The sequence below is a fragment of the Nocardia mangyaensis genome (assembly GCF_001886715.1).
GTDB lineage: Bacteria > Actinomycetota > Actinomycetes > Mycobacteriales > Mycobacteriaceae > Nocardia > Nocardia mangyaensis.
On record NZ_CP018082.1, the window covers coordinates 4,411,179 to 4,431,374 of the forward strand.

At 68.8% G+C, this 20,196-nt stretch carries 16 protein-coding genes; 6 read left to right on the forward strand and 10 right to left on the reverse strand.

The window, feature by feature from the left end:
- Nucleotide 1 precedes the first annotated feature (1 nt).
- Together BOX37_RS20060 and thrS are read right to left on the reverse strand one after the other, a co-directional pair.
- Nucleotides 2–562 (reverse strand): ATP adenylyltransferase, encoded by a 561-nt coding sequence (locus BOX37_RS20060; RefSeq protein WP_071929006.1) that lies wholly within the window; start codon nt 560–562, stop codon nt 2–4.
- Nucleotides 559–2,649 (reverse strand): threonine--tRNA ligase, encoded by a 2,091-nt coding sequence (thrS, locus tag BOX37_RS20065; RefSeq protein ID WP_420811542.1) that lies wholly within the window; start codon nt 2,647–2,649, stop codon nt 559–561. The genes BOX37_RS20060 and thrS overlap by 4 nt, the downstream gene beginning before the upstream one ends.
- 195 nt (nt 2,650–2,844) lie before the next feature.
- Here thrS and BOX37_RS20070 point away from each other — a divergent pair, with 195 nt between their 5' ends.
- From BOX37_RS20070 to BOX37_RS20080, 3 genes are read left to right on the forward strand one after another with little or no spacing between them, the layout of a single operon-like run.
- Nucleotides 2,845–3,207: a GntR family transcriptional regulator gene (locus BOX37_RS20070; RefSeq protein ID WP_071929008.1), complete on the forward strand. Its 363-nt coding sequence runs from the start codon at nt 2,845–2,847 to the stop codon at nt 3,205–3,207.
- Entirely contained in the window at nt 3,204–4,121 is a 918-nt protein-coding gene (locus BOX37_RS20075; protein ID WP_071929009.1) for an ABC transporter ATP-binding protein, read from the forward strand. Before BOX37_RS20070 ends, BOX37_RS20075 begins: the two co-directional genes overlap by 4 nt.
- Nucleotides 4,121–4,813 (forward strand): ABC transporter permease, encoded by a 693-nt coding sequence (locus BOX37_RS20080; RefSeq protein ID WP_071929010.1) that lies wholly within the window; start codon nt 4,121–4,123, stop codon nt 4,811–4,813. Before BOX37_RS20075 ends, BOX37_RS20080 begins: the two co-directional genes overlap by 1 nt.
- 5 nt (nt 4,814–4,818) lie before the next feature.
- Here the strand turns inward: BOX37_RS20080 and BOX37_RS20085 are convergent, their stop codons facing one another.
- The 8 genes from BOX37_RS20085 to BOX37_RS20120 form a co-directional block, all read right to left on the reverse strand.
- Complete coding sequence (locus tag BOX37_RS20085) at nt 4,819–5,490, reverse strand: (2Fe-2S)-binding protein (protein ID WP_071929011.1); 672 nt, start codon at nt 5,488–5,490, stop codon at nt 4,819–4,821.
- Complete coding sequence (locus BOX37_RS20090; RefSeq protein WP_071929012.1) at nt 5,487–5,972, reverse strand: TIGR02611 family protein; 486 nt, start codon at nt 5,970–5,972, stop codon at nt 5,487–5,489. The genes BOX37_RS20085 and BOX37_RS20090 overlap by 4 nt, the downstream gene beginning before the upstream one ends.
- Nucleotides 5,973–6,016: 44 nt before the next feature.
- The gene (locus tag BOX37_RS20095; RefSeq protein ID WP_071929013.1) at nt 6,017–8,206 is read right to left on the reverse strand and encodes a SulP family inorganic anion transporter; all 2,190 of its coding nucleotides are present in this window, start codon (nt 8,204–8,206) and stop codon (nt 6,017–6,019) included.
- Nucleotides 8,207–8,408: 202 nt separating this feature from the next.
- Entirely contained in the window at nt 8,409–10,637 is a 2,229-nt protein-coding gene (locus tag BOX37_RS20100) for a SulP family inorganic anion transporter (protein ID WP_071931691.1), read from the reverse strand.
- A gap of 236 nt (nt 10,638–10,873) precedes the next feature.
- Entirely contained in the window at nt 10,874–12,097 is a 1,224-nt protein-coding gene (locus BOX37_RS20105; RefSeq protein ID WP_071929014.1) for a vWA domain-containing protein, read from the reverse strand.
- The gene (locus tag BOX37_RS20110; RefSeq protein ID WP_071929015.1) at nt 12,094–13,326 is read right to left on the reverse strand and encodes an AAA family ATPase; all 1,233 of its coding nucleotides are present in this window, start codon (nt 13,324–13,326) and stop codon (nt 12,094–12,096) included. Before BOX37_RS20110 ends, BOX37_RS20105 begins: the two co-directional genes overlap by 4 nt.
- Nucleotides 13,327–13,554: 228 nt before the next feature.
- Nucleotides 13,555–15,051, reverse strand: coding sequence for a hypothetical protein (locus tag BOX37_RS20115; protein WP_338039714.1), 1,497 nt, complete (start codon nt 15,049–15,051; stop codon nt 13,555–13,557).
- 271 nt (nt 15,052–15,322) lie between these two features.
- On the reverse strand, nt 15,323–16,534 hold the full coding sequence (locus BOX37_RS20120; RefSeq protein WP_071929016.1) for an oxygenase MpaB family protein: 1,212 nt from the start codon (nt 16,532–16,534) through the stop codon (nt 15,323–15,325).
- 75 nt (nt 16,535–16,609) lie between these two features.
- Here BOX37_RS20120 and BOX37_RS20125 point away from each other — a divergent pair, with 75 nt between their 5' ends.
- The 3 genes from BOX37_RS20125 (at nt 16,610) to BOX37_RS20135 (ending at nt 20,131) form a co-directional block, all read left to right on the forward strand.
- The gene (locus tag BOX37_RS20125; RefSeq protein ID WP_071929017.1) at nt 16,610–17,233 is read left to right on the forward strand and encodes a TetR/AcrR family transcriptional regulator; all 624 of its coding nucleotides are present in this window, start codon (nt 16,610–16,612) and stop codon (nt 17,231–17,233) included.
- 72 nt (nt 17,234–17,305) lie between these two features.
- On the forward strand, nt 17,306–18,169 hold the full coding sequence (locus BOX37_RS20130) for an alpha/beta fold hydrolase (protein ID WP_071929018.1): 864 nt from the start codon (nt 17,306–17,308) through the stop codon (nt 18,167–18,169).
- Nucleotides 18,170–18,289: 120 nt separating this feature from the next.
- The gene (locus tag BOX37_RS20135; protein WP_071929019.1) at nt 18,290–20,131 is read left to right on the forward strand and encodes a glycoside hydrolase family 15 protein; all 1,842 of its coding nucleotides are present in this window, start codon (nt 18,290–18,292) and stop codon (nt 20,129–20,131) included.
- Nucleotides 20,132–20,196 lie beyond the last annotated feature (65 nt).

The following is a 20,196-nucleotide window of genomic DNA, read 5'->3' on the forward strand; positions in this document are numbered from 1 at the left end:
TCTACGCCTCCCATGCCTCCGCCAGCAGCTGTCGCGTCTCGCGCAACAACTGAGGCATCACCTTCACCCCGCCGACCACGGTGATGAAGTTCGCATCTCCGCCCCAGCGCGGCACGATGTGCTGGTGCAGATGGTCGGCCAGCGAACCACCGGCCACGCCACCGAGGTTGAGGCCCACGTTGAATCCGGCGGGCCGCGAGACCCGTTTCATCACGCGAATGGCCTGCTGGGTGAAGGCCATCAGTTCCGCGCTCTCGGCGGTCGTGAGGTCCTCCAGGTCGGCAACCCGGCGGTACGGCACCACCATCATGTGCCCTGGGTTGTACGGGTACAAGTTGAGCACGGCGTAGACGTGCTCGCCGCGGGCGATGATCAACCCGTCCTCGTCCGACATCTTCGGGATGTCGGTGAACGGATGGCCGGTGGCGTCCTTGGGCTTGACCTCGCCGGTGATGTAGGACATCCGATAGGGCGTCCACAGCCGCTGCAAGCGGTCCGGATTTCCGGCCCCGGCGTCGGCGATCGAACCCGCCGACGCCTCGGAGGCGATGGAATCGCTCATGACGTCGGCGCCCCGGCGATCTCGAAGCCCTCGGCGGTGGGCGAGGCGTTCTCCCGGTTGCCGATCCAGCTCACGATGGTGGCCACCGCGTCGGCGACCGGCACCCCGTTGACCTGGGTGCCGTCGCGGAACCGGAAGCTCACCGCACCCGCCTCCACGTCGCGGGCACCGGCCAGCAGCATGAACGGCACCTTCTGCGCGGTCTGGTTGAAGATCTTCTTCTGCATCCGGTCGTCGCTGCGGTCCACCTGGGCCCGCACGCCCGCGTCCTGCAGCTGCTCGATCACCGAGTCCAGGTGCGGGGCGAAGTTCTCCGCGACCGGGATACCCACCACCTGCACCGGGGAGAGCCAGGCCGGGAACGCACCGGCGTAGTGCTCGGTGAGCACGCCGAAGAAGCGCTCGATGGAGCCGAACAGCGCGCGGTGGATCATCACCGGCTGCTGCTTGGTGCCGTCGGAGGAGGTGTATTCCAGATCGAAGCGCTCGGGCAGGTTGAAGTCGAGCTGGATGGTCGACATCTGCCAGGTGCGACCCAGCGCGTCCTTGGCCTGCACGGAGATCTTCGGGCCGTAGAAGGCGGCACCGCCCGGATCGGGAACCAGGTCGAGGCCGGAGGCCGAGGCCACCTTGGACAGGGTCTCGGTGGCTTCTTCCCACAGTTCGTCGGAGCCGACGAACTTCTTCGGGTCCTTGGTGGACAGCTCGAGGTAGAAGTCGTCGAGGCCGTAGTCCTCGAGCAGCGAGAGCACGAAGTTCAGCGTGCTGGTGAGCTCCGCGTGCATCTGCTCCTTGGTGCAGTAGATGTGCGCGTCGTCCTGGGTCATGCCGCGGACGCGGGTCAGGCCGTGGATCACGCCGGACTTCTCGTAGCGGTACACCGAGCCGAACTCGAACAGCCGCAGCGGCAGCTCACGGTAGGAGCGGCCCCGCGCACGGAAGATCAGGTTGTGCATCGGGCAGTTCATCGGCTTGACGTAGTAGTCCTGGCCAGGCTTGCGCACGGTGCCGTCGGAGTTGAGTTCGGCGTCGAGGTGCATGGCCGGGAACATGCCGTCGCGGTACCAGTCCAGGTGACCGGAGGTCTCGAACAGCGCGCCCTTGGTGATGTGCGGAGTGTTGACGAACTCGTAGCCCGCGGCGATATGGCGCTGGCGCGAGTACTCCTCCATCTCCTTGCGGATGATGCCGCCCTTGGGGTGGAACACCGGCAGGCCCGAACCGAGCTCGTCGGGGAAGGAGAACAGGTCGAGTTCGAGGCCCAGCTTGCGGTGGTCGCGGCGCTCGGCCTCGGCCAGCAGGTACAGGTACTCCTCCATCGCCTCGGTCGATTCCCAGGCGGTGCCGTAGATGCGCTGCAGATCCTCGCGGTCCTGGTCACCGCGCCAGTAGGCGGCCGAGGAGCGGGTCAGCTTGAACGCGGGGACGAACTTGGTGGTGGGGATGTGCGGGCCGCGACACAGGTCGCCCCAGATCTTCTCGCCGGTGCGCGGGTCCAGGTTGTCGTAGATGGTCAGCTCGTTGCCACCGACCTCCATGATCTCCGGGTCCGCAGCGAGTTGGGCGCCGGACTTGTCGCTGATCAGCTCGAGCTTGAACGGCTCCTTGGCCAGCTCGACGCGCGCGTCCTCGACATCGATCACCCGCCGCGAGAAGCGTTGCGCGCCTTTGACGATCTTCTTCATCCTGGACTCGAGCTTGGCCAGATCCTCCGGGGTGAAGGGGCGCTCGACCTGGAAGTCGTAGTAGAAGCCGTCCTTGATCGGCGGGCCGATGCCCAGTTTGGCCTCGGGGAACTCCTGCTGTACCGCCTGGGCCAGCACATGCGCGGCCGAGTGCCGGATCACGCTGCGGCCGTCCTCGGTGTTCGCGGCGACCGCCTCCACCTCGACGTCGGCCTCCGGGGTCCAGGACAGGTCCTTGAGCGCGCCTTCGCGGTCGCGCACGACCACGATCGTGTCCGGCCCCTTCGTCGGCAGCCCTGCCTCCCGTACCGCCGCACCCGCGGTAGTCCCGGCTGGCACCCGGACGAGGGCATCAGGACTGTTCGGTGCAGAGGTGGTCACGGGAATTGTTCTCCTTGACATCGGTGCCGGGACGATCCGGCGTCTACGCAGGGCAGGGTCGACCCTGCGCCGCCCATGCTATCGGGCGCGCCGACCGGCGGTGTCGATGACCTCGGACCGCGTGTTGGTCGACCAGCGCACGCTCTTGCCGCCGAGCTCCACTACCACTATGGTTCATTACATGACTAATGAACCATTCAACCGAGGTGGTTGACGATGCTCGAGGACGGCAAGCCGCTCTTCCTGCAGGTCGCGGAGATGGTCGAGAACTCGATCATCGACGGATCACTGCCCGAGGAGGCGCAGGCACCGTCGTCGAACGAGCTCGCGACCTTCCACCGGATCAACCCGGCGACCGCGGCGAAAGGGCTCAACCAGCTGGCGGCCGACGGGATTCTCCACAAGAAGCGAGGCATCGGCATGTTCGTCACACTCGGCGCCCGGACAGTGTTACGGCAGCGCCGACGAGAACGCTTCGCCGTGCAGTACATCGATCCACTGATCGCCGAAGCGGACAAGCTCGGTATCGACGTGGACGAACTGAAGGTCATGCTGGACAAGCGAGAGGGGGCGCGATGAGCGCCGCGATCATCGATCCGACCGTGCGCGACACCGAGGTCGTGGTGTCCACCCGGGGATTGACCACCCGCTTCGGGTCGGTCACCGCACTCGACGATGTCACCATCGACCTGCGAGCCGACACCATCTACGGCCTGCTCGGCCGCAACGGCGCGGGCAAGACCACCCTGATGCAGACCCTGACGGGCCAGATGTTCCAGACCAGTGGTGAGGTGCGGGTCTTCGGCCGGGTTCCGCACGAGAACACCGAGGTCCTGCGCGGGGTGTCGTTCATCAAGGAGAGCCAGGCGTATCCGGCCGAATACAAGGTCGAGCACGTGCTCGCCGCGGCCCGGCACCTGCTGCGCGACTGGGACGAGGACTTCGCCCGGGAACTGGTGCGCGACTTCGACCTTCCCGTCAACCGCAAGGTCAAGAAGCTCTCCCGCGGCATGACCTCCGCGCTCGGTGTCATCGTCGGGCTGGCCTCGCGGGCACCGCTGACCTTCTTCGACGAGCCGTATCTGGGACTGGATGCCGTCGCCCGGCAACTGTTCTACGACCGGCTGCTGGCCGACTACGCCGAGCACCCACGCACCGTCGTGCTCTCGACCCACCTGATCGACGAGGTAGCCGACCTGCTCGAGCACGTCCTGCTGATCGATCGCGGGCGTCTGCTCGTCGACGCGAGCGCCGACGAGCTCCGGGATTCGGCGCTGACCGTGGCCGGGTCCGCCGCGGACGTCGACCTGTTCCTCGGCGCACGTCCCGAACTGCGGCGCGAGCGCCTGGGCAATCAGGTCCGGGTCACCGCGCGCACCGAGAACGCCGCCGAGGACATCGCCCACGCGAAATCCCTCGGCCTGGCGATCGAACCGGTGTCGCTGCAACAGCTCATCGTCGAAACCACCAATCTGGAACGGAAGGACGCGTGATGATCGCCCGCGCACTGTCGGTAGCCCGCATCCACGCCGTCGCCTGGCCGATGCTGATCGCCTGGCCGCTGGGCATCCTCGCCCTGGCTTTCGCGATCCCGTGGGTGATCTTCTTCTTGGTCGACACCGACGAATCGAACTTCACCGGCAGCGTCTCGGCCCTGCTGGGCCTGACCCTGGCGTTCTATCTGGGCGCGATGACGCAGACGTTCCCGTTCGCGTTGGGGATGAGCGTGACCCGCCGCGACTACTACGCCGCGACACTGTTGGTCGCCGCCGCCCAGGTGATCGGATTCGGCACCCTGCTGACCGTCCTGGCGATCATCGAGAACGCCACCGGTGGCTGGGGCGTGGAGCTGGTGATGTTCGGTGTCCCCGGCTACTTCACCTCGAGCTGGCTGCTCCAGTTCGGGACGAATCTGGCGATCGTCGCGCTGGTCGCCGGGGTCGGTTTGCTGATCGGCGCGATCTATCAGCGCTGGCGGGTGGTCGGGTTCAACACCTTGGCCGTCACGGTCTTGCTGACCGGCGGTATCGCGGCGATCGTGATCACCTGGCAGCGATGGTGGCCCGAGGTCGGCCGCTGGTTCGTCGAGACACCGCGGGTTGTGCCGATGGTGGTGGTGCCCGCCGCGGTCGCGCTGGCCTGCCTGCTCGGCACCTGGCAGGTGATGCGGCGCGCGACCGCGTGACGGGTTCAGGACCGGGAGCGCGCGGCGTCGGCCAGCAGTTCGGCGCGCTCCGCGGGTGAGCGTTTCGGGCAGCTCGTGCACATCTGGCACCCGGAGACCTCGTAGACCAAGCAGCACGAAGCGCGCCGGACGAAGGTGCGGCCGCCCACGGTGACGAACCGGGGGGTGGGCAGCGGGGTACCCAGGTCGGTGGCCAGCCGGGTCGCCGCCTCGGGCGCACCGGCGTCGAGCGCCCGGTTGCCGATGGCATCGGCGACGACCGCCCACAGCGATGGCGCACCCGCGCCGGACGCGGTCGCGACCTGCGCGATCACCGCTGTCAGAGTCTCGCGCAGTGCGGTCGCGACCGCCTCGTCGGCGTCGGCGCCGCGCACTCCCCCCACGTCCGAACGCACCGCCCGTCCGGTGCCGTCGACCACCACCCGGCGGAATTCGGTGTGCTCGACGCCGCCGTCGGGGCGGACCTCGCAGTCGAAATCGCCGAGCGCGGCGATCGGTGCCGGGGTGCCCGCCGCGTAGGCCCGAGCGATCTGGTCGACCAGACTCGAAGCGACCATGCACCACCACAGGGTGCCCGCGACCCGAGGGGTGTCGGTCCCCCAGGACCGACCCATCTCACCGATCCGGGCCGACACCCACGCGGGATCGGTGAGCCGGTGCCCGGGGACGGTACTCACGACATCAGGGGACTGCGCAACCACGACCAATCGACTCCGATCCAGCCTGCCACCATGGAATATGTACCGAGCAGCCACAACGTCACCACGACGAGGGCGAAGGTGGCCACCGCGCCCAGTGCCCTGATCACCCAGCCGCGCGAGGTGTACCAGTCCATGACGATCCGGTACTTGCCGCGCACCCAGGTCAGGGTGTGGTGGGCCCAGACGAATTCGGTGGCCAGGATGCCGAACCCGGCGAACACGAGTGCCCAACCGGGCCCCGGGTACGGGATCGTGATGATCCCGACCAACAGCACCACACCACCGACCACGCCGACGATGATGCGATAGCCGAGGTTCAGGGTAGGGCGGCGCGCGATGGCTGCCCGGAAGGCGCGCCCGCGTTCTTTGAGGACCGTCCAACGAGACGGGGATCCGGCGGAGTCCGCCGGATCCCCGGTGTCGGCGCGGACGGCGTCGGCGGTCGGCTCGCTGGTCATCTTTCCAGCCTACGAGCCGACCGCACGGGTCGCCCGTCCCACGATCACACTGTGACGGCGACCTCGTCGTCGATGGTTCGCACACCGTCGACGGTCACCTCGATGACCCGCGCGCCCGCGATGTCGAAGAACAGCCCCGACACCGACAGCCCGCGCTCGGCCACCGCACGGCGCACCGCCGGATGCCGGTGCAGCGTCTCGAGCTGCACGGCGACATTGACCATGCTCAGCTGATCGATCTCGTCGAAACCGGCCGCCCTGGCCGCCCGCACGACCGGATGCTCGGCATGGAAGCGTTCGAGGCTGGGCGCGGCGTGCTCGAGCCAGGAGCTCAGGCCGCCGTCGGCGGCGGCGCCGGTGTAGACCGCTTTCATCGCACCGCAGGCCGAGTGCCCGCACACCACCACCGAGCGCACCGCGAGCTGTTCGAGGGCGAACACCAGGGCCGCTTCGACCGAGTCGTCGCCGCTGCTCGGTACCAGATTGCCCACATTGCGGACGGTGAACAGGTCGCCGGGACCGCTGGAGGTGATCACATTGGGCACGATCCGCGAGTCCGCGCAGGTGAGGAAGAACGAGTCCGGGTCCTGCCGGTCGCGCAGTTCGTCCAGGTGTGGGCGGACGACGTGGGCGTGGCTGCGATGGAAGGCGGCGACACCCGCGGTCAGCGCGTCACTACCGGACTTCTGGTGTCGCCACGGGCCGAGGAACTCGTCCCACACCTGTCGCCCGAATCCGCGCGCGGGCGGCGCGGCGGCGGCACCGGCCATCCGGGCACTGCCGATCTCGACGAATTCGACTCGCCCGCCACTGCTCTCCTGCTGACGTCGCCAGTCCTCGATCGCCTCGAAGGCGGCGTGGTCGAGGAAGTCGACGGTCATCTCCACCGTCACATCGGCACCCGCGGGCACCTTGGCCAGCTCGGCCGACAGGCGCGGCAGCGCGAGGAAGGTGCACGACCCATCGACGCTCACCAGCCACTTCTGTCCCAGCGGCGAGGCGTTGACCTGCACCCGCACCACCCGCCACAGCAGCAGTCCGAAGGCCAGCGCCAGCCCGATCATCACGCCCTCGAGCAGATTCAAGAACACCACGCCCAGCACGGTGACCAGGTACACGAGCAGGTCGCCGGTGCGCCGGGCCAGCCGGATGTGGGCCAGCTTCACCAGCTGGATACCGATCACGATCAGCAGCCCGGCCAGCGCCGCCTTCGGGATCTGTTCGACCAGGCCGACCAGCGCCACCGAGAACAGCAGGATCCAGCAGCCGTGCATGACCGCCGAGGCGCGGGTGCGCGCACCGGCCGCCACGTTGGTGGCGCTGCGCACGATCACGCCGGTGACCGGCAGACCGCCGATCAGGCCGGACAGCACGTTCGCCGAGCCCTGGCCGATGAGTTCGCGGTCGAAGTCGGTGCGCGGACCGGTGTGCATCTTGTCCACCGCCACCGCCGAGAGCAGGCTCTCCACACTGGCGATGAGCGCGATGGTCAGCACCATCATGGCGACGGCCGACCAGCCGCCAGAGGGCAGTTCCGGCAACTGCAACGCGTCGAACAGCGACCCGCTGAGCACGATCCGCTCGACGCCGGACGGCAGCACCAGCGACAGCACCGTGCCCGCGACGACCGCGACCAGCGGTCCCGGCGCCGCGCGCAGCTTCGGCGGTACGTACTTCCACCCGAGCATCACCGCGATCACCACGGCGCCGACCAGCGCGTCAGCGCCCCGCAGCGACACCAGCTGACCGGGCAGTTCGGCGAGGTTGCGCAGCGCGGTGCTGTGCGAGGAGCCGCCGAGCAGCACGTGGATCTGCTGCAGCGCGATGGTGAGACCGATGCCGGCCAGCATCGCGTGCACCACCACCGGCGCCACCGCCAGCGCGGAGCGCGCGATCCGGCTCAGGCCGAACAGGATCTGTAACACGCCGGCCGCGACCACGATGAAACATGTGATACGCCAACCGAATTGCGCGATGGATTCGGCCACCACCACGGTCAGACCGGCCGCGGGACCGCTGACCTGCAGGACCGAGCCACCGAGCGTACCGGCGACGACACCGCCGATCACGGCGGCGATGAGACCGGCGGCGACCGGCGCCCCGGAGGCGACCGCGATGCCGAGCGAGAGCGGCAGCGCGACCAGGAAGACCACGATGGACGCGGGCAGATCGTGACGTAGCAGCGTCTGCTGCCACAGGGGACGAGGCGGAGCGAGATCGTTCTCTACAGACATGACTCTCCTTCGCCGACTCGGCGCGGACACAGCCGCCAACCGGCTTCTCACGGTGAAGCAAAGGACCCCGGTGCAACGGCGAACCGGGCGGGGATGCGGACCAACCTATTGGTAAAGATTTGGCAAAACCAGTGTGCCGCAGAAAGAGTGGGTGTCGCCATAAGCGCTGACCCGCTGTGGGGTGCCCCACAGCAGAGTGTGCTCAGACCGGCTCGGCGGCGATCCGGCCGCGGACGTCGTCGAACTCGCCGATGCCGTCGGCAGTGACCTCGATCACCCGCGCGGTCGCCAGATCGAAGAACAATCCCGTCACCGCGACGCCGCGTTCGGCCATCCCGGCACGCACCGCTGGATAGTCGATCAGCGTCGCCACCTGTCGGGCCACATTCACCATGCCCAGCTGATCGACCGGACCGAAGCCGGCCAGCCGGGCCGCCTCGGCGACCGGATGACCGCGATGGAACGCCGCCAGTGTCGGCTGGGCGTGCGCGAGCCAGTCGTCGAGCCCGGGACCGGCTCGGACCTGCCCGTACAGCGCCTCCATCGCACCGCAACCGCTGTGTCCGCACACCACCACCGAGCGCACGTCGAGCTTGTCGAGGGCGTAGATCAGCGCCGCCTCCACCGAGACGTCGCTACCGCCGACCGGCACGAGATTGCCCACATTGCGGACGGTGAACAGGTCACCGGGCCCGCTGTTGGTGATGACATTGGGCACGATCCGCGCATCGGCGCAGGTGAGGAAGAAGGTGCCCGCGTCGGGCCGATCGCGCAGCCCGTGCAGGTGCGGGCGCAGCAGGTGCGCGTGCCCGCGGTGATAGGCCGCGATACCCGCCGCGATCGGGTCGACCCCACCGGTGCGCCGCCACGGCCCGATCGCCTCGTCGATGACTTTGCGTGACTGACCACGCACCGGCGGTGCGGTATCCGCACGCGCCATCCGCGCCGTCCCCATCTCCACGAAATCAACAGTGCCACCATTCTTTTCACGATGCTCGGCCCATTCGGCAATGGCTTCGGATGCCGCGTGGTCGAGGAAGTCGACGGTCATCTCCACCGTCACGTCCACCCCGGCGGGTACGTCGGCCAGCTTCGCCGACAGCTTCGGCAGCGCGAGGAACGTGCACGAGCCGTCGACGGTGACCAGCCAGCGGTCGGCACCCGGAACCGGCGCGGCGGTGATCGTCACCTTCGCGACCCGCCACAGCAGCAGGGCGAAGGCCAGCGCGAGCCCGGCCACCACGCCCTCGAGCAGGTTGCCGAACACCACCCCCGACACCGTGACGACGTAGACCAGCAGATCGCCGGTGCGCAGCGCCCGCTTGATGTGGGCAAGCTTCACCAGCTGGACGCCGATCACGATCAGCAGCCCGGCCAGCGCGGCCTTCGGAATCTGTTCCACCACACCGACGAGCGCCACCGAGAACACCAGAATCCAGACGCCGTGCAGCACCGCCGAGGCCCGCGAGCGCGCGCCGGCGCGCACATTCGTCGCGCTCCGCACGATCACACCGGTGACCGGCAGGCCCCCGGCGAGACCTGACAGCACGTTCGCCGAACCCTGACCGATGAGTTCGCGGTCGAAATCGGCCCGCTCCCCGCCACGCATCCGGCCGACCGCCACCGCCGAGAGCAAGCTCTCCACGCTGGCGATGAGCGCGATCGTCAGCACCGTGAAGGCCACACTCCACCAGGGAGCCGCCGGTACCTCCGGCAGCGACATGGCGTCGAAGAGTGAGCCGTTCAACATGATTCGCTCGACGCTGGTCGGCAGCACGAAGGCCAGCGCCACCCCAGCCAGGATCGCGACCAGCGGGGCGGGCACCACCCTGATCCGCGCGGGCACGAACTTCCAGCCGAGCAGGATGGCCATCACGGCGCCGCCGACCACCACCTCACCCCACCGCGCGGCGCGCAGCCCCTCGGGCAGCGCGGCCAGATTGTCCAGACTCGAGCTGCTCGACACCCCACCCAGCAGCACCAGGCTCTGCTGCAGCGCGATGGTGAGGCCGATCCCGGCCAGCATCGCGTGCACCACCACCGGCGCCACCGCCAGCGCGGCCCGCGCGATCCGGCTCAGCCCGAACAGGATCTGCAGCACACCGGCGGCCGCCACGATGAAACAGGTTGCGCGCCAACCGAACTGGTTGATGGTCTCGGCCACGACGACCGTGAGTCCGGCCGCCGGCCCGCTCACCTGCAACGCCGATCCACCGAGCGACCCCGCCACGACGCCGCCGATCACCGCCGCGATCAACCCCGCCGCGACCGGCGCGCCGGAGGCGACGGCGATCCCGATCGACAGCGGCAGCGCGACGAGAAACACCACGACCGACGCCGGAACATCATGGCGGAGTACAGATCTCAGAAAGTCGTGCGGTGAGGACCGCGCTGTCGCGTCGGTCGCGCCCGGACCATTGTCGGTAGCCATCATTCTCCTTCGCCGGGGGCCACAGGCGCCCGGTTCATCGGTCGAACATGCACTGGCAATAGATACTGAGCTGCGAGAACTGACCCAAGACAGAGGGTCCGGCCAATAGTAAAGAACTACCCAAGCATATGGAAAGTTTTGTGCCGAATCGCGATCCAACTGTGATGTGCACCACAGCACACTGGCTCCGCGCGGCGGGCAAGGACCGCACCGGCCCGATGACCGAGGCGGTCGCCTCACCCGATCTCGACCACTCGCGCCCAGTCGGGTGGTCGGTCCGGCACGTAGTCCGGATCGGCTTCGTTGTATGAGCGCTCCCGATGGAACAGTCCCACGACCGTTCGGCAAGTGGGACGCGTTGTCGGCCAAGGCGTTTGGCCGTCGGTCAGAGCCACGAGAACATCCGGACGGGTGCGCAGCGCCTTGGTGAAACCGGTGCGCAGGTCGGTGCCGCCGCCACCCATCAGCGCCATGCCCTCGGCGCGGCACAGCGGCTCGGCGATCCGGGCGGCGGTGTCGCAGGAGAAGACGGTGACCAGGTCGCGGCGACCCCCGACGGCCTGGGTGATGGCGGCGACTTCGAGTAGGGCACTGCCGAGTTCGACGTCGCTGACCGAGCCCGAGGTGTCGATGACGACGGCGACTCGGGGCGGCATCCGGCGCAGGCTCGGCAGGACGACTCCCGGCAGGCTCGCCGAACGTCGCGCCGGTCGTCGGTAGGTGTAGTCCGCGCCGACACCGGGGGCCGAGACGGCCGAGCGCAGCGCCGCACCCAGCAGCTGCCGCCACGGCTGCGGCGGATGCAGCGCTCGGTCCGCCCAGCGTCGCCAGCCCTTCGGCGCGTTTCCCGGCCTGCCCACGATGCCCTGCGCCACCCGGTATCGGACCGCGTCGCATTCCTGTTCGCTGAGTCCGTCGGTGCCGTCGGGTCCGAGTTCCCAGTCGCGGTCGAGGCCGTCGGCGCCGCTGCCGCAATCGAGCCAGGCCAGCTCCTGGGTGCGCGGGCCCAGGGTGAACTGGCTCAGGTAATCCTCCATGAGCTCGCCCGTGGCCAGACCGAGGGTCGCGGGCGTGACCGCCCCTCTCGGCCAGACCAATCCGTCACCGAAGATGTCGTCGTTGATCTCGGCATCCGCCGCGATATTCATCCGCAGCCGCTCCCCCGGGCCCGACAGATCGTGGGTGTGGGCATAGCGGTCACTGCGCCCGTGATGGTCGCGCAGCAGATGCGAGACCTCGTGCACCAGCACCGAGGCGAGTTCTTCCTCTGGCATGTAGTCCACGAACGCGGGCGAGACATAGCACCGCCAATACTTGTCCACCGACATCGTCGGCGCCCGTCGCGACTCGATGATGTGCAGCGCGTACAGCGCCGTGGCCAGGTAGGGGCGGGCCGAGACCGCTTGCAGCCGGGCGGCATACAGCTTCTCGTAGTCCAGCCCGGTGAACTGCGCGGTCATCGGCGCACCTCGACGACCCGGGCGGCGGCACGATCGGCACGCTGGGACACCGACACCATGTCGGCGAGATGTTCGATCGCCGGGGGGATCTCCCAGCTGTCTCGGCGCAAGGTGGCCAGGGTTGTCGCGGGCACGACCACCAGATCGGGAGCGCCGGTGGCCACCGCCTTGGCCAGCAGCTCCCACGCCGCGTCCCAGCGCGACTTCTCCGGCTGCCGGCGCACCGCCGCCACCACCCCGTCGAGCACGGCCTGGCGCAGGTCACCGCGTGCGGGCAGGTCGGCGGCGGCCGGATCGGCGAGCAGCAGCTCCGGGTCGGGCAGATCCATTCGATCGATACTGGTGAGCAGTTCGAAGCCGGGTCCATCGCCCACGGTCCCGCGCACCAGCAGCGACAGCACATCGCGACTCGCGCCCGCCGCGGTGGCGAAGGCGATCAGGCGCACCGTCATGTCCCAGCTGCGCGGCGACGCCCAGGCACCGCCCCTGCGGGTTTCGGTGGTCGGCATCTGATGCACCAGTTTCGGCCGCGCCGCCAGCAGCGCGCACACCGCCCGGCGAGCGAAAGCCACCGCTTCGGAAAGCTGTTCGGGATCGAGCCGCGGGAGTGTCGCCCGCGGCCATGTCCCGCCGAGACCACGGACGACGACGTCGTGGTCATGCGTCCACTGCAGGTGCACGAAACGGTTCGCCAACGGCGGGCTCAGCTCCCAGCCATCGGCGGCCGAGGAACGCGGGTTGGCCGCCGCGACGATCCGGACACCGGACGGCAGCCTCAACGCACCGATCTGCCGTTCGAGAACCAGGCGCAGCAGGGCGGCCTGCACGGCAGGCGGCGCGGTCGACAGTTCGTCGAGGAACAGCAGACCGCGCCCGGCCCTGGCGAGCTCGACCGCCCAGTCCGGCGGAGCCATCGGGACCCCTTGGGCCGCGGGATCGTCGCCGAGGATGGGCAGGCCCGAGAAGTCCGACGGCTCGTGCACACTCGCGATCACCGTGGTCAGCGGCAGGTCGAGGGATTCGGCGAGCTGGGTCAGGGCGGCGGTCTTGCCGATGCCGGGCTCACCCCACAGCAGCACCGGCAGGTCGGCGGCGACGGCCAGGGTCAGTGCTTCCAGTCGAGTGTCGGGGCGGGGTTCGGTGGAGACTTGGCCGAGCAGGGCGAGCAGGTCACGGGCGACGTCGAGCTGGGAGCCGATGGCCGGGAGCGAAGCAGAGGAAGTCGTCATGTGCGAATCACCTTTGGGTAGAGCGAAATTGGATGGGCCGCTGGTCGGCGCTCTTCGCCGATGTCACGGGAGCCAGCGGCTCGGGCGCGGTGAGGGCTCAGCGCGAGGCGTTGGCGTCGATGCCGGTCGGCGTCGGGGTGGCGTCGGCGCCAACCTCGGGTCGACGACGTCGAGTCAGGCCAGATCGAGCCGGGCAGGACTGTCTCGGCGGATGCCGATGGCAGCGGGTCAGGACGCCTTCGTGTGGCGCGGATGTCTCGCGCGTTCGCTGCGCGGCCGCGGAGGTGACCGATCGAGGCCGTGCCCAGGTGCGGGCAGTCCCGCGCGGAACAGCCCGTAGGTGACCCGGCGCCGCACGGCGGAGTCCAGTTCGTCCCGCAGCGGACCATCCCGCAACCGCGCGCCCGGACCGAGCATGCCTTCGACGAGTGCCAGCGCACCGGCGGTATCGCCGTGGTCCAGACGTTCGCGAATACCGGCGAGCCGGTCCGGATGACGATGCACTTGGTCGATGGCCTGCAGACAGGGCAGTGGGGTACCCGTCAGCGCGACGAGCAGATCTTCCCGCCGGATCTCGGCCGGGTCGTGATCCAGTGCGGTGAGCTCACCGTTCACCAAGCCGATCCGATGCTGAGCACCACGGCATTCCACGATGCGCGGACTGCTCGCGCTCGTCGAAACGCCGGGTGCATCGGTCGGCGACCACCCTGGGACGAGGGCCGCGGCGACCAAAGGATGGAGCCGATCCGCGCTGATCGCGCCGACTCGAAGCAACATCAGATCAGGAAGCACCCAGGTGGCGGCATCGGGCAGCACCGGCAGCGCCGAGAGCGCGCCCTGCGGGTGGTTTCGCGCGATTCGCAACACCGGCTGGTCGTGCACCCCGTTACGCGGCACGGAAGGAACGCCCCTGTCGGCACGCACATCCAGGACCACTCGTCGCCGGACGCCGCACCGGACGAGGATCAAGCCACCCGGTACCGGGTCGTCGAGGTCGCCAGCTCGGGCTCGCTCGGCATCCAGCAGAATCGCCGCCTCGTCGGCCCACCGCTCGACGGCACACCCTCGCGACGCCAGGGCCGCGAAGTTCGTGCTGAATGACGCCGCAGGAGGCCTGAGCAGCGCGTCGCGCCCCGAGGCACCGCAACGCGTTCGCAGCTCGGTGGTTCTGCGCGCATCCCACAGGTGGCGGTGCAGGTCCAACCGGAATCGCCGGTCGGGCCGGGGATGTGGGTGTGCGGACGTGCCCGACCCGTCCCACAGCGCGAGGCTGATCCGCTGACCGGCATCAGCCCACGCCGGTGGGGTGCGGACCACCAGATGCACGAAACCGGCTTTGCCACTGTGCATTCCGTCGTCGTCGTAGCACGCCAGGGCCATCGTCAACCCGGGACGGAGCAATCCGTCAGGCGCTACGCGAGGCAGATTCCACCGCAACAGATCCGGGGCCAGATGCCGCAGGTCGGCACGTATGCGTGCGGCGAGTTCCCGACCACGGACCCGTGCCAGGGCCCGAAGATCGAACTCGACGTCGACATGCGCGGCAGCACACGCCCCCGCCCAGTCACCGACCCGACGCCGCGCGGTCGCGGCCTCGATCATCGGCAGTGGCACGGCGAATTCGCGCACACGCGACCAGAAGGCGAGCCGGGAAGGGTCCCACGGCGGATCCTGCGAGGTTTCCGCTCGATCGAGCGGGAAGGAAGCCGGTTCGATGACCGGCACGGGGCTCAACGGCCCGGGCGTTCAACGCCCTTTCGACTGGAAGTCATGCGCCCAGTATGCACAACCCCGAACCACCCGACAAGCACCCACCCTCAACCGCCGGTCCGAGAACGCCCTCGGGGCCCCGCTGGTCACCGGAGGAGACGACATGCCTGCTTCATCGACCTCGGGGCCCAGGGCGCGCCCCAGGTTCCCCGCAGCATCGGCTTCCCTCCTCTTCCGGGGAGGGACTCCGGTCGGACAGCGGCGCGGTGGCCGGCGGTCACGATTTCTAGGCCGCGTGGGTGAGTCCTGCGGCGGCAGCGCCGACAGTCGGGCCGGTGGCGACCAGGGTTCGCATGAACCGATCCTGTTCCCGCGCACCACGAATCGCCGCGCGGTCGAGGCCGCCGGGGAGCAGGCGGGTGGCCGAGCGGACGACGTTGGCGGGGATGCGGATCGCCGGGTACCACGGCACGATCGCCGTCGGCAGACCGAGCGCGCGCATCGTGGAGCGACCGAGGAAGGTTCCCGTGACCGACAGATGCTGAGCGTAGGCGAGGCGGCGGCGGACCTCGGGCAGTCGGGTGTAGTTCCACGACAAGGGATCTCGTGACATCGGGACCGCGAGCAGTCGGGTCGACTCATCGGGGTCGGCCAGGGCGGACAGCGTGTGGACCAGGACGCGCACGCCGTCGCGGAACGAGTGCGGCAGCCACTGCTCCTCGACGCCGAGCAGCCAGCCGACGTAGCGGACCATGTGCGCGACCGCGTCGGCGTCGGTGGGGGTGAGCACCATGCCCAGGCCCATCCCGCCGATCGCCGGGGCGATGAAGGCGCCGACCAGCGTGGCCGCCATGTCGGTCTGATTGATCGGCAGACCCCAGTCCTCGGCCTGCCAGTCCGGCATGGCGGCCACGTGGCGGCGGACGAAGGCGTGGATGAGACGCACCCGGATCGTGGACTGGTAACCGAGGCCGAGCGGGGACAGGCCGTCTTCGGACAGCACGTCCATCGCCCACTGCATGGTCTCGGCCCAGCGCTGGTTGGAGCCCTTCTCCAACGCTCCGGTGCGCAGCAGCGTCTTGTTGAAGCCGGAGAACTGGTAGCCGCCGAGCATGGCCACATCGCGCGCGATGTACATGCCGTCGGATCCGCCGCTGAGCAGCACCTTGGTCCCGCGCACCAGCTTCTCGTGGTCGACCCACGCCGGGACGGTCTCGATCTCGGTGAAGAATGCGCGCAGCGGTTCGGGCGCCTCCGGCACCGCGGCGATGCCATGGGCAAGTGCCCGGTCGAACAGCGGGCGGGTCTGCTTCGAGCCCGTGCTGATCATCCAGTCGACCAGCCCATCCATCGCGTCGTCGCCGACGAGCAGACCCGCGCCGAGGCGCCGCCATTGATCGTCGTCGGGGCTGCGGACACCCAGCATCGCCGCGAAGCCGCCGACGACCGCCGGGACGCGATGGGGACGATCGGGATGACGGGTGGGAACGGTGGTCATCGGCACTCCTCGTTGAGCGACGAAAATTGGATAACATCTGATATCCAAAGTAGGTCGACTGCTAGAGTGCTGTCAATGGCGCGTGCGGAAGTGGTCCGGTCCTACCGGGGAATCAGCGCGGCGAGCCGACGAGACGAACGCCGTGACAAGCTCCTCGCCGCAGCCCGCCAGATCTGGGGTGACACCGGCCTGACAGAGCTCACCGTTCGCCGCGTGTGCACCGCGTCAGGGCTGACGCCGCGCTACTTCTACGAACATTTCGCCACCAGGGACGCGCTCGTGCTCGCCGTCGCCGAACAGGCGCACGAGGAGCTCTTCACGACCATGGTCGAAGCCAGCCGCGCCGAGCCCGGCGGCCTGCGACGCAAGCTGCTGCGGGCCTTGACGACCTACCTCGACGCGATAGCCGACGATCCGAGCATCCACCGCATCCTCACCAGTGACGCCCACAGCGTCGCCGGACTCGAGGAACTGCGCACCCGCGCCGTCGCCATCGTCACCGATCTCGTGGTGCAGTACAGCGCGGAGTTCCTCGATTCGCCAGCCAACCCCGAGATCCGGCGCCAGGAAGCACTTTTCGTCGTCGGCGGGGTCAACCAGCTCGTCGAGGCCTGGCTCCGCGACCCCCGCCAGCCGACCACCGACCTGGCCGAACTCTGTACCGAACTCGCCCTCGCCCTGGTGAACCGATCCCCCTGACACCGCGCCGATGATTGTCGGGCGATTCCGTCGTCTACACCTCTGGATGTACCAACAGACAGGAGTCCAGTCATGGGGAGATCTTTTCGTCTCGGCACGACCACGGTCCAGGCCAATGGTGTCGAACTCGGCATCGAGCGCTTCGGCCGCGAGGACGATCCACTGGTCCTGCTGGCCGGCGGCACCACGATGCTGTCCTGGCCCGACGCGGTGTGTGAGCGGCTCGCCGCGGGCGGTCGGCACGTGGTCCGCTACGACCTGCGCGACTCAGGCGGTTCGACGACCCTGGACCCGGAACAGCCGGCCTACGACCTGCGAGATCTCGCCGCCGACGCGGCCGCACTGGTCGGTGCGCTCGGCGTCGAGACCGCGCATCTCGGTGGCGTCGGCGTCAGCGGGATGGTCGCCCAGGTCGCCGCGCTGGACCACCCGGAGACGTTCTCCGCGCTGACCCTCGTCGCCACCCGGCCGGTGGCACCGGGCCCGGTCGACGAGGATCTGCCCGACCACGACCCAGCGGTCCTGGACGCGTTGTTCTCCTACCCGATGCCGGACTGGACCGATCGCGACGCCGTCGCCGTGTTCGCCGCCCAGGGCGCCGAGATGATGGGCGACGACCCGGAGCAGGCACGCGCGACAGCCTCCCGGATCTGGGACCGGACCCTGTCGCGCGATCCCGCCGTACACCAGGCGAACCAGCTCGGGATGGTGTTCTCCCGCATCGACTGCGCTCCACGATGGCGAGAGCGCCTCGGCGAGCTCGACCTGCCCACTCTCGTGGTCCATGGGCGCGCCGACCCGTTCTTCCCGCTCGGCAACGGCGAGGCCATGGCCGCCGAGATCTCCGCTGCGCGACTGCTCGTCCTCGACGACATGGGCACCGCCCTGCCATCCACCGCATCCGCCCCGGTCGCAGCCGCCATGCTCGCCCTCTGACAGCGTGGCGATCGGGCTCGACGACCAAGGGCGGCTCATCCGTTTCGGGTGATGTCGAGACCTCTCTTCGGTGCTTGGCTGGTTCACGAATCTCCGCGCGCGACCCGTAGAGGAGTGCTTGTGAGCTCGTACCCACCGATCGCCGATCACGGTATCGTCGGCGACCTGCAGACTGCGGCCCTGGTGTCCTCCGACGGAACGATCGACTGGTGGTGCGCACCGCGATTCGATGCCCCGAGTGTGTTCGCGTCCCTGCTGGACAGTGAACGAGGCGGCTATTGCCGGGTCACGGTCGGGGCGACCACCAGCGACATCGTTGTCCGCCAGCTCTATCTGCCGGATACGGCGATCCTGCTCACCCGGTTCACGGGGCCCGAGGGAGTGGGGGAAGTCGCCGATTTCATGGATCCGATTCGCGGTACCACACCGTCGGATCGTCACCGGCTGGCGCGCGTGGTGCGCGTCGTGCGCGGCACGCTGATCTTCACCCTCGATTGCCGTCCTCGTTTCGACTACGGCCGCGCCACGCACACCCTCGAACGCGCCGACGAGAACACCGCCGCCTTCCGGTCCCCCATGGCCGACCTGCACCTGCAGGCCACCGAGCCCGTCGCGCTGAACGACGACGGGGCAGACATCACCGCGCAGTTCACCCTCACCGAGGGCGAACGAGCGATGATCGTGCTGACCACGACGAACAGCGGCGGCCTCGCCCCCGCACCGCGTACCTGGGAGAGCGCCTTCGCCGAGTTCGACCAGTGCCGAACGTTCTGGCAGACCTGGCTGCGAACCTCCACCTATCGCGGACGCTGGCGGGACATGGTCAATCGTTCCGCGATCACCATCAAACTGCTCACCTACGCGCCCACCGGAGCACCGATCGCCGCGGCGACGATGGGACTACCCGAACAGCTGGGCGGTGAACGCAACTGGGACTACCGCTACACCTGGATCCGGGACGCGTCCCTGTCGGTCCGCGCGCTGAGTGATCTCGGGTTCACCGAAGAAGCCTTCGCCTTTCGCCGATGGTTGCGCGAACGCCTCGACGCCGGCGGCACCGCCTCCGGCGAGCCCTTGCAGATCATGTACCGCGTCGACGGCGACCCTGAGCTGACCGAGGAGATCCTTCCGCATCTCGAAGGCTACGAACGGTCGGCACCGGTGCGGCTCGGCAACGGGGCAGCCGACCAGATTCAGCTCGACATCTACGGCGAAGCGGCCGACGCCTTGGCCCAGAACTCCGATCACGGCGCGATCCAGGGCTGGCGAACCTTCGCGACACTGCTCGACTGGCTCGCCGACAACTGGAACCGACCCGACGAGGGGATCTGGGAGACCCGCGGCGGCCGACAGGAATTCACCTACAGCCGACTGATGACCTGGGTGGCCTTCGAACGCGGCATCCGCCTGGCGACCTCGAAGGCCCGACCCGCCGACGTGACACGCTGGACGAAGGAACGCGACGCGGTGTTCGAACAGATCATCGATCGGGGCTGGAGCGAAAAACGCCAAGCGTTCGTCCAGCACTACGCGACCGATGTCCTCGATGCCTCCCTGCTCCTGATGCCCCGCATGGGCTTCCTGTCCCCGCGGGACCCGATGTGGCTGAGCACTCTCGACGCCATGTACACCGAACTGGTCAGCGACAGCCTGGTCTACCGATACAACCCGGAAGCCTCCCCCGACGGACTCCGTGGCGTGGAAGGGACCTTCAACCTGTGCAGTTTCCTGTACGTGGAAGCCCTCGCCCGCGCCGGACGCCTGCAGCAGGCCCGCTACGCCTTCGACAAGATGCTCACCTACGCCAATCACGTGGGTCTGTTCGCGGAAGAGATAGGTCCCTCCGGCGAGCAACTGGGCAACTTTCCCCAGGCGTTCACCCACCTGGCTTTGGTGGCGGCCGCCATCGCCCTGGACGAGGAGCTCGACCGCGCCGAGTCCGAACACACGAGGTCACGGTGAGATCCGCGCGGGAAAGACTGGTTCCGGATCTCGGGCGCCGAACGCTCCTCCACACCGATCGCGCA